Origin of the sequence: Allobacillus saliphilus (assembly GCF_018138385.1) — a bacterium.
In the GTDB taxonomy this organism is placed as follows: domain Bacteria; phylum Bacillota; class Bacilli; order Bacillales; family Alkalibacillaceae; genus Allobacillus; species Allobacillus saliphilus.
In genome coordinates, this window is record NZ_JAGSIE010000009.1 from 162,736 (window position 1) to 172,377 (window position 9,642).

The 9,642-nt window shown below is 37.8% G+C and carries 10 protein-coding genes; 5 read left to right on the plus strand and 5 right to left on the minus strand.

The features are described 5' to 3' along the window. Positions 1 to 105: 105 nt before the first annotated feature. From fur to KC820_RS04040, 4 genes are all read right to left on the minus strand, one after another. A complete protein-coding gene (fur, locus tag KC820_RS04025; protein ID WP_144087383.1) occupies positions 106 to 564 on the minus strand; it encodes a ferric iron uptake transcriptional regulator in 459 nt (152 codons plus the stop codon). Positions 565 to 681: 117 nt separating this feature from the next. Further along, positions 682 to 1,311: a stage II sporulation protein M gene (gene spoIIM / locus KC820_RS04030; protein WP_144087384.1), complete on the minus strand. Its 630-nt coding sequence runs from the start codon at positions 1,309 to 1,311 to the stop codon at positions 682 to 684. A 75-nt stretch (positions 1,312 to 1,386) separates the two neighbouring features. Next, on the minus strand, positions 1,387 to 2,553 hold the full coding sequence (locus KC820_RS04035; RefSeq protein ID WP_236782505.1) for an endonuclease Q family protein: 1,167 nt from the start codon (positions 2,551 to 2,553) through the stop codon (positions 1,387 to 1,389). 3 nt (positions 2,554 to 2,556) lie between these two features. Further along, positions 2,557 to 3,099 (minus strand): NUDIX domain-containing protein, encoded by a 543-nt coding sequence (locus KC820_RS04040; RefSeq protein WP_144087385.1) that lies wholly within the window; start codon positions 3,097 to 3,099, stop codon positions 2,557 to 2,559. Between the two features lie 108 nt (positions 3,100 to 3,207). Here KC820_RS04040 and KC820_RS04045 point away from each other — a divergent pair, with 108 nt between their 5' ends. Continuing rightward, positions 3,208 to 4,131 carry an aldo/keto reductase gene (locus KC820_RS04045; RefSeq protein ID WP_144087386.1) on the plus strand — a complete coding sequence of 308 codons (924 nt, stop codon included), beginning with the start codon at positions 3,208 to 3,210 and terminating at the stop codon, positions 4,129 to 4,131. A 56-nt stretch (positions 4,132 to 4,187) separates the two neighbouring features. Here the strand turns inward: KC820_RS04045 and KC820_RS04050 are convergent, their stop codons facing one another. Next, positions 4,188 to 5,162, minus strand: a complete 975-nt coding sequence (locus KC820_RS04050; protein WP_212368349.1) for an MBL fold metallo-hydrolase — start codon at positions 5,160 to 5,162, stop codon at positions 4,188 to 4,190. Between the two features lie 172 nt (positions 5,163 to 5,334). Between KC820_RS04050 and KC820_RS04055 the strand changes: the two genes are divergently transcribed. From KC820_RS04055 to KC820_RS04070, 4 genes are read left to right on the plus strand one after another with little or no spacing between them, the layout of a single operon-like run. Further along, positions 5,335 to 6,087 carry a glycerophosphodiester phosphodiesterase gene (locus KC820_RS04055; protein WP_246065290.1) on the plus strand — a complete coding sequence of 251 codons (753 nt, stop codon included), beginning with the start codon at positions 5,335 to 5,337 and terminating at the stop codon, positions 6,085 to 6,087. Between the two features lie 39 nt (positions 6,088 to 6,126). Further along, a complete protein-coding gene (gene namA / locus KC820_RS04060) occupies positions 6,127 to 7,152 on the plus strand; it encodes an NADPH dehydrogenase NamA (RefSeq protein ID WP_212368377.1) in 1,026 nt (341 codons plus the stop codon). Positions 7,153 to 7,169: 17 nt separating this feature from the next. Then, positions 7,170 to 8,087, plus strand: a complete 918-nt coding sequence (gene rnz / locus KC820_RS04065; RefSeq protein ID WP_212368351.1) for a ribonuclease Z — start codon at positions 7,170 to 7,172, stop codon at positions 8,085 to 8,087. 16 nt (positions 8,088 to 8,103) lie between these two features. Beyond that, the gene (locus tag KC820_RS04070; RefSeq protein ID WP_212368353.1) at positions 8,104 to 9,474 is read left to right on the plus strand and encodes an aldehyde dehydrogenase; all 1,371 of its coding nucleotides are present in this window, start codon (positions 8,104 to 8,106) and stop codon (positions 9,472 to 9,474) included. Positions 9,475 to 9,642: the final 168 nt, after the last annotated feature.

Sequence of the window (9,642 nt, forward strand, 5' to 3'; positions counted from 1 at the left end):
ATTTCACTTAAAAACTCTATAATATATTAGAGAACATTTAAGAAAATTAAAAAGATGAACTCGAATGTACCGAGACCATCTTATCAATTGCTATTTTATGATACCTTACGAATTCACTTTACTTGTTATTGTTTGGCATTGTTCACAAACACCATGAAAGGTTAAACGGTGGTCTTTCACTTCAAAAGACCATCTTGATTGAACAATGGCTTCAACATCACCGAGTAAATCTTCTTCAATTTCTTTAACGGAGCCACATTCTACACAAACGAGGTGGTGGTGAAAATGTTCCGCCCCCTCTTTTCTAAGATCATAACGTGAGACACCGTCGCCGAAATTGATTTTATCAACCACTTTTAGTTCAGATAATAATTCCAACGTACGGTATACAGTGGCTAGACCAATCTCTGGGGCTTTTTCCTTTACGAGGAGATAAACATCTTCAGCACTTAAGTGGTCTTCTTCATGTTCAAGTAATACACGCACAGTGGCTTCGCGCTGTGGTGTCAATTTATAGCTTTGAGATGAAAGTTGCTTTTTGATCTTTTCAATGCGATTCTCCACTTATATGCACCTCTCCTCTTACTCGTTCAAGGTTTATTATAAGTAAGAGTCGTAAACATGTCAAATTAAAATGATTATTAATAGCAGATTATAATAAATATCTGAAGATAATCATTATTAATTGATAACTAAGTGGATCGCTTGGCTAGAAATTAAAATTTCAACAACACATCCTGCCAAAAGAATACAGAAAGAAATGGCAAGGTTTTTGAAATAACTACTCAACACTTCACCGATAGAAGTTTTGTTTCCTAGTCGGCTAAATAATAGTCGCATGACGCGAATACTGAAAATCATACTCCCAGCAGCCAAGAACAAGTAAGCCGGTATTATCAATAGATTTTGTGGAGCGATCGATACAAGCGAGATAAAAAATCCATCCCAAGCCAATTGGTGGACGAGAAAGCCGACAGTGAAACCGACAACTACACCTTTTAAAAATAATAAAAACCATACAATGGGCAGACCCACAAACGATAAACCAAATAAGAATAGAAATATCATATATTTACCATGCGTATATAAGATATTCAAAAAGCTATCCAAAACCGCTTGATCTGTTGGTCTCTCCAACATTTGAAAATAGTTTTCGACAAAAAACAACAAATCTTGTTGTTGTAAAAAGTTTAAGTTTCCGACCAAATTGGCCCCAAAAATCACACCTATTACAAATAAGACAAATAGAAAGACATACAGACTAATATAAGGTTCAATTGTATATAATGACCCTTTGATCCATCGCTTCATTCTAGATCCCCCAATCTCAATTTCCTATTAAAAATCTATGTGAGGAATCTTAAAACTAGAACGAAAGATCGTGAATTAATCGATGATTTTCCCGTAAACTCCGCCGCCACCAGCTTGCACAGAGATTTTTCCTTCTCGTAAATCTAATATTTTTCTAGCAATTCGCTCGTTGGAGTTTTCCTTCAACTGTTCGAAGCTAGCTCGATGAATAATATACATATCATGATGTAAATGCTCCCTCAACCGTTCAAGCGTCTTCGGGCCCAAACCAGGGATATAATCTAAAGGAACTTGATGAATATAAGGTGGTCGTTCCGTATAAGAACTATCTTCCGTAGACAAATCCTTTATGCGCTCGCTTACCCCTCGAATAACATTTGTCGATCCGCAGTTAGGACAGACCGTCCCGATAATCTCCGTAGTCTCGCATTTTTTACACACTGAATGATGATATTTTCCTAAATGAGGATTCATCCCATAATTTGCTTGAATTTTTCTTCCTGCTTCATTCTTTAACGCTTTTGCAAATTCATTGAACGTAGCTTCTTTTAATTCCAATGCGTTGTATTCACGTGCAATTTTTTCCAATGAATGAGCATCCGAATTCGTAAGGAATGGATAAGCTTTAATTTCTTCGATGTTTCGAACCATGTTTGTATCTGAGCTTAACCCTAATTCAACGGCATCGATCAGAGTTGGCTCAAAGACTTCTGTCAGGCTTTTTTTCACACCTTTGCCGTACAAACTTTTAAACGGCGTAAAGATATGTGCGGGAATAAATAATCCTTCTAATTCTTTGACCTTCTCTTGAAGTGTTTTTCCATCGACATATATGCGTTGAGAGCTTAGTTCCGGATTACTGACGTGTTGACGATACCATTGGGAAAAGTTTTTCATTCGCTCAACCGTTGCAAAAAAGCAGAGGATATGAATTGGTCCACTACTACTTGAATCGTAAATTTCAATTTCCGAGCCTAGTAAAACCGTTACCGATCCATTGGAAATACCACCATCAGACAATTCAATATAATCCTTCTTCTTAATAGCTAGGTCAATTTCTTCGAGAACAGCGGGCACGTGGGCATCGATAATCCCAATCAAATCCAACCCCTTCTTCTCTTTGACAAATTCCATGATCGTTGACAGTCTTAGTTGGTTAGAGGCTGAAATCTTCACCGGTCTCCCATACATTGTTTCTCCAATATGAATATGGATGTCTGCATAGTAAGTTGATAAACTCAATTGCTACACTTCCTTCATTAAGGCGTAATACACAGCATGGACTGTTTTGGCATCGTGAATTCTTTCTTGTTTAATATATTCAATCGCTTCTGTTGGAGTAAGTTCTATTAATTCAACAAATTCATCGTCATCTCCCAATGATTGTTCTTCTACTTTATAGAGGTCTTTTGCTAAAAATAGCTCAATCTTTTCATCCGCAAAACCAGGTGAAGTGTAGTAAGACATAATAAAGTCAAACTGACGTGCTGCATATCCTGTTTCTTCTTCTAATTCACGCGCAGCTGTTTTAACTGATTCTTCTCCAGGTTCTAGTTTCCCAGCCGGAATTTCAATTATGCTTTTTCCTAAGGGCTTACGGTATTGCTCAACCATGATTATTTTTCCTTCACCCGTCATCGCTAATATGGCAACTGCACCTGGGTGGCGAACAATCTCCCGCTTCGACGTCTTCTTATTTGGTAAAATGACATCGTCAATCTCTAAATCAATGATTTTTCCTTCATAAACCTTTTCGGTGTGTACTGTTTTTTCTTCAAACTTATTCACTTTACATGCCTCCTGCTATTGATTCATTTTACCATAATCATAAGTATCCAATCATTTGTCTTTCCTATTCTTCAATTCTACAATGAATAATAAAGGAGTGAAAATTCGATGAAAAAACGTAGACTTGGAAACTCGAACCTTCATGTCAGTGAAATTGGCTTAGGTTGTATGAGTCTTGGCACAGATGTCAATCGTGCAAAGGATATCATCCATGAAGCCATTCAATCAGGAATTAATTATTTAGATACTGCAGATTTATATGATTTTGGCGAAAACGAAAAAATTGTAGGACAAGCCATTAAAGGACGACGCGATGACGTGGTCATTGCGACGAAAGGTGGTAACCACTTTGATAAAGACAAAAAAGATTGGTTTTGGGACCCATCGAAAACATATTTGAAAGAAGCGGTTAAAAATAGCCTACATCGTTTAGGAATTGATGAAATTGATTTATATCAATTACATGGGGGCACAATTGAGGATCCTTTCGATGAAGTTCTTGAAGCGTTAGAAGAAATGCAGCAAGAGGGATTAATTCGCTATTATGGAATCTCTTCTATTCGTCCAAATGTTATTCAGCAATTTTCCGATCATTCGAAGATTGTGAGTAATATGATGCAGTATAGTTTACTCGATCGTCGTCCGGAAGAATTTGAAGATATCCTTCATGATCACGAAGTAAGCATTATGGCCAGAGGAAGCTTAGCTAAAGGAATGCTTACAGATGATGGAATGAAAAAATGGGAACAAAAAGGCCAAGATGGTTTTCTTGATTATTCAGGGAAAGAATTGCGCCATACGATTAAGGAATTGCTTGCATTATCAAAAGAAAGTGGTCAACCATTACAGTCACTTGCGATGGCTTATTTATTTAATAACAAAGCACTTGGAAGCTTAGTAATTGGCGCAAGTGAAGCAAGTCAGGTTGAACAAAACATGAAGGCTTATGAACAAGCATCGATTTCTGATGAATTGTACGAAGAGTTAAGAAAAATAACGAAATCGCAACGCTATGAAAGTCATAGGGTTTAAATAAAACGGGATTGATCACTACAATAGAGATCAATCCCGTTCTTTTTAATTATAAGTTACTTTTGATGTGTCATCGTCGGTGCATAGTAACTTACACCGTTGGATTCTACATTATTGACCGCACCGATACTTTCAAGATAATCCAATTGTCCAATTGTTTCAGACATTGTTAATCCAAATTGCGATTCATACTGTCTGGCAAATAACCACGTACAAATCTCATACGGTGTCAGAGGGCCTTTTTCTTTTAAATAAACCAATACGTTTTCTGCCCGCTTCGCCTGTCTTTCAAGTCTTCGTTCGATCAACTCTTTATGCCCACGAAACGGATTCCCGTGTCCCGGGAGAAACTGCTCGACGTCATATTCCAGAAGTTTTGCTAATGATTTTCTGTATTCCAATAATGGTTTCGGCCTTGCGTCACCTTTATTCTCTGGTGGTTCTAATAATGGATTGGAAGATATATGCTTTAACAACACATCTCCGACGATCATTTGCCGATTCGTTTCATCCCAAAAAGATAAATGACTCTGTGCATGTCCCGGTGTTTCGATTACTCTCATGCCGGGAATTCCCTCAATAATATCACCTTCAGACAAATAGTGATGCAGTTTACTTTTAGAAGAAAACTTTTTTGTAACTGCTATCGTTTTTTCAATGTTACGAAAACGTTGGGGTACATCCCACTTTTCATATAAATCATTAAAAAAGTCACGATACCCTTCGAAAAATCGATCGGATTGATTCAACCATGGCTCAACCAATCGGTGTCCATAAACAATTGGTTCGTGTTCGAATCGTCCAGTAAGTCCTATATGATCAGGGTGATGATGGGTCAAAATAATTTGTTCGATATCGGATGGTTGTAAGTTAATTTCTTTAAGACCCTTTACAAGCTGGTCCCACGCTTCATCAGTATTCACACCTGCATCAATTAATGAGACCGATTCACCTTTATAAACATACATGTGTACATCACCTACGGCATAAGGTGTCGTAACAGTAATTTGATGGATTGAATGATTTATCAATAGTAGGCTCCTTCCGTCTGGTTGATTGAATGGTTATTCATTTAATTATACTACAAAATTATTTTCAGATGTGAATGAAAAGAAAATTCATCTTACAACTAGCTTGATTATTGACTTTTAGTAATCTATACAAGACAATCAAAACAGATAACGATTTGAGGTGTTTTTTGCTGTGACACAAATTATCGCTCACCGAGGCGCGAGTAAATTTGCTCCGGAAAACACCCTTGCCGCATTTCAATTGGCAGAAAAAATGGGCGCAGATGGTATAGAGCTGGATATCCATCTGACCAAAGATCAAATTCCTGTCATTATACACGATACTGATATTAAACGTACAACGAATGGGCGAGGGTTTGTACAAAAATTTACGTATAAAGAACTCCAGCAATACGATGCTGGAAGTTGGTTCAGTGAACGGTTTTCCGATGAACGAATCCTTTCATTGGAAGAGTTTTTCGCATGGATTTTACCAAAAGACTTATTCGTAAACATTGAGATGAAAACAAAAGTCATCAGATACCCAAATATCGAAAAAATTGTGTTCCAATTAATCCGTGAATATGGCTTAGAAAACCGTGTAATCATTTCAAGCTTTAACCCACACACACTTTATCGTATGCGGGAGCTTCATCCTAACATTGAACTAGCTCTTTTAAGTAAAGTAGCCTTCAGAAACATACAACAATACTTAGCTGATACAGGCGCAAATGTTATGCACATTAAATCACGTCTATTATCCTCAAGAATGGTTCGCGCAATGAATCATCATGATATTCCTTTTCGTGTATATACCGTAAATAGAAAAAGCACTTTTAAGCAATGTGTCGATAAAAATGCGGCTGGAATCATAACCGACCGTCCAGACTTGTTTTCCATGAACGAAACTGTTCATCAAAATGAACAACATCTGGACGAATTATAATTAGATAAACATAAACTATTGAATTAAGGGTGGAAGTCAATCATGAATAAACTTTTTTCTCCTTATACAATTAAGGGAGTACAGTTAAAGAACCGAATTGTCATGTCGCCAATGTGTATGTACTCTTGTTTCGATGAAGATGGTCTATTAACACCTTTTCATTACACGCACTATGAAAGTCGAGCAATCGGACAAGCGGGGCTAATTATGGTCGAAGCTACTGCTGTCTTACCAGAAGGGAGAATTTCAGCCCAAGATTTGGGAATTTGGTCAGATAACCATATCTCTTCTTTTAAACAACTAAATGAACGAATTCACGCGCATGGTTCCAAAAGTGCGATTCAATTAGCTCATGCCGGCCGCAAATCTAAAGTAAAGGAAGAAATTTTTGCACCAAGCGCTTTACCTTTTGATGAAGAATCCCGTACACCGACAGAAATGACGATTGATGAGATTCATAAAACGGTTCAGGCATTTAAAGATAGTGCCCGTCGAGCGAAAGATGCCGGATTTGATATCATCGAACTGCACGGAGCGCATGGGTACTTAATTAATGAGTTCCTCTCCCCTCTTACGAATGTTCGCGAGGATGCATATGGTGGTACAAAAGAAAACAGGTATCGATTTTTAAAAGAAATCATTCAAGCTGTTCGAGAGGTCTGGAATGGCCCTTTATTTGTGCGAATATCAGCAAATGAATATCATGAAAACGGATATAATGTTCATGACTATATCGATCTTGTGAAAGAGATGAAGTCAGACGGAGTAGATCTTATTGATTGTAGTTCAGGTGGAGTCGTTCATGCACAGAAACCAATAGAAGTCTATCCAAGCTATCAAGTACGAAACGCTGAGACAATCAGACAAGAAGTAGACATTCCAACTGGAGCAGTCGGTTGGATCCGTGACGGCAATCAAGCTGAAGAAATTTTAAGAAACGAACGTGCAGATCTTGTATTCATTGGTAGGGCCATGTTAAACAACCCTTACTGGCCTAAGCGAGCGGCTGATGATTTACAAGTTGACATCGAAGCACCTAGACAATACAAACGTGGATGGATTTAGTGTAGGAGGATAATGTTGTGGAAATCACTTTTTTAGGTACAGGTTCCGGAGTGCCATCGAAAAACCGAAATGTCTCCTCTTTGGCGTTGAAAATGCTACAAGAACGTGATGAAGTTTGGCTATTCGATTGCGGAGAAGCTACCCAACATCAAATTATGAATACGACAATCAAGCCTCGAAAGATAACTAAAATTTTTATTACACATATGCACGGAGATCATGTATTAGGTCTTCCTGGTTTACTCAGTAGTAGGTCTTTTCAAAGCGGCGAATCTACTGTTGAGCTCTATGGTCCAACGGGACTAAAAGAATTTGTGGAAACGACTTTAAAAACAACAGGTACGCACTTGAATTATCCTCTAGTTTACAAGCCAATTAAAGAAGGAATTATTTATCAAGATCAAGACATTAAAGTTTCTGCCAAAAAGTTAAAGCACGGGATACCTTCTTACGCTTATAAAATTGAGGAAGAAGATAAAATTGGACCATTGCTTCCTGACCGATTGAAAGAACTAGGGGTCTCCCCTGGTCCAATTTATGAAACGATTAAAAATCAGTCAACGACCGTTCTTCCAAATGGCACGGAGGTTCATCGCGAAAATGTTACGGGGTCTGATATACCAGGTAAACGAATTGCCATCTGTGGTGATACAAAACCAGTAGATTCACTCGCACAATGGGTAAATGGTGTAGATGTATTGATCCATGAAGCGACATTTATTGAAGCGGATGACCAATTAGCAAAGGATTATTCTCATTCAACAGCAGCCGATGCCGCTCGACTAGCTAAACAAGCACAAGTGAGTTATTTACTCTTGAACCATATTTCTTCTCGTTACCAACAACAAATACTTGAAGAGGAAAAGACACGTTTACAAAGTATATTCTCTCCGTTACAATTCGTCGATGATTTTACGGAGTTTACAGTAAAGTAATAAAGGGTGTGAATGCATGCAATTATCAACGATTTTACGTGATCACAGAGTGATGTATAGAGCCGGCAAAACAATGACACACACATATCGTATTCATCAACTACAAAAGCTAAAAGACATGTTGAATCGCAATGAAAAACGAATCTATCAAGCAATTAAAAAAGATTTAGGGAAATCGGATTACGAGATTTTAATGACCGAATTAGGTGTGCTTTATAGTGAACTTGACCATGTCATTCGAAATTTAAAAGATTGGATGCGTACGGAGAGAGTAAAAACGCCTACAACCCATAAGGGAGCCAAAAGTTATATTTACAAACAACCCTATGGAACAGTATTAATTATTAGTCCTTGGAACTATCCATTGAACTTAAGTATTACGCCGTTAATCGGTGCCATCGTTGGCGGAAATACAGCATTTTTAAAACCATCAGAGTTCACACCTAACACGAGTGAGCTACTAGCTGACATGATTGCTGATACGTTTGAAGAGAAGTACATTACAGTCGTTCAAGGCGGTAAAGAGGTATCACAAGAGCTGTTGGAATTAGAATTTGATTATATCTTTTTCACAGGGAGCCAAAAAGTTGGACAAATTGTCATGGAGAAGGCAAGTAAACATCTAATTCCTGTGACACTTGAACTTGGTGGTAAAAGTCCAGTTATTATTGATGAAGACGCTAAAATTTCATTGGCTGCTAAGCGTATTGCTTGGGGCAAGTTGTTAAACGCTGGCCAGACGTGTATAGCACCCGATTATGCGCTCGTTCATGAATCGGTAAAAGTTGATTTTATTCAAGCATTAAAAAAGGAATTATCATCATTTTATGGCAATCAGCCAATGGAACACCCGAATTACACAAAACTTATACATGAGGATCATCTAAATCGATTAGAAAAATTATTGGATAATGAAAATATCATATTCGGCGGTGAAGTGGATCGCGAAAACCGTAAGATGAACCCTACACTTATTGATGAACCTTCATGGGATCGACCAATTATGCAAGAGGAGATTTTTGGCCCAATTTTACCTATCCGTTCGTTCAGCCATTTGGAGCAAATCGTTGATGAGATTGAACATTCCAGAAATCCACTAGCTTTGTATTATTTTTCTGAAAATGAACAGAAACAGCAATGGGTTGCGAACAATATCTCATTCGGTGGTGGTACAATCAATGATACGATTATGCATATCGGCACACCTCACCTTCCATTCGGCGGGATTGGTGCCAGTGGTATAGGTGCTTATCATGGGTATGAAAGTTTTCGTACGTTCACACATCGTAAAAGTGTCCTGAAACAAACAACGGCCTTCGACTTATCTTTCCGCTATCCAAATTCGAAATTCGGAGAGCAGATTATGAAAAAGTTGTTTAAAAAATAAAATATATTCAAATGAAAACACCCCGAGTTAAAGGATTTATCCTCCTTGCTCGGGGTGTTGATCAAAGAGGCTGAGAAAAATCAAAGTTATAAACTCAGAAACACGAATAACAATCTAACTTAGCGTAGGAAATATACGGAGACTTCTGCGGTCAGAAAATAAAAGAAA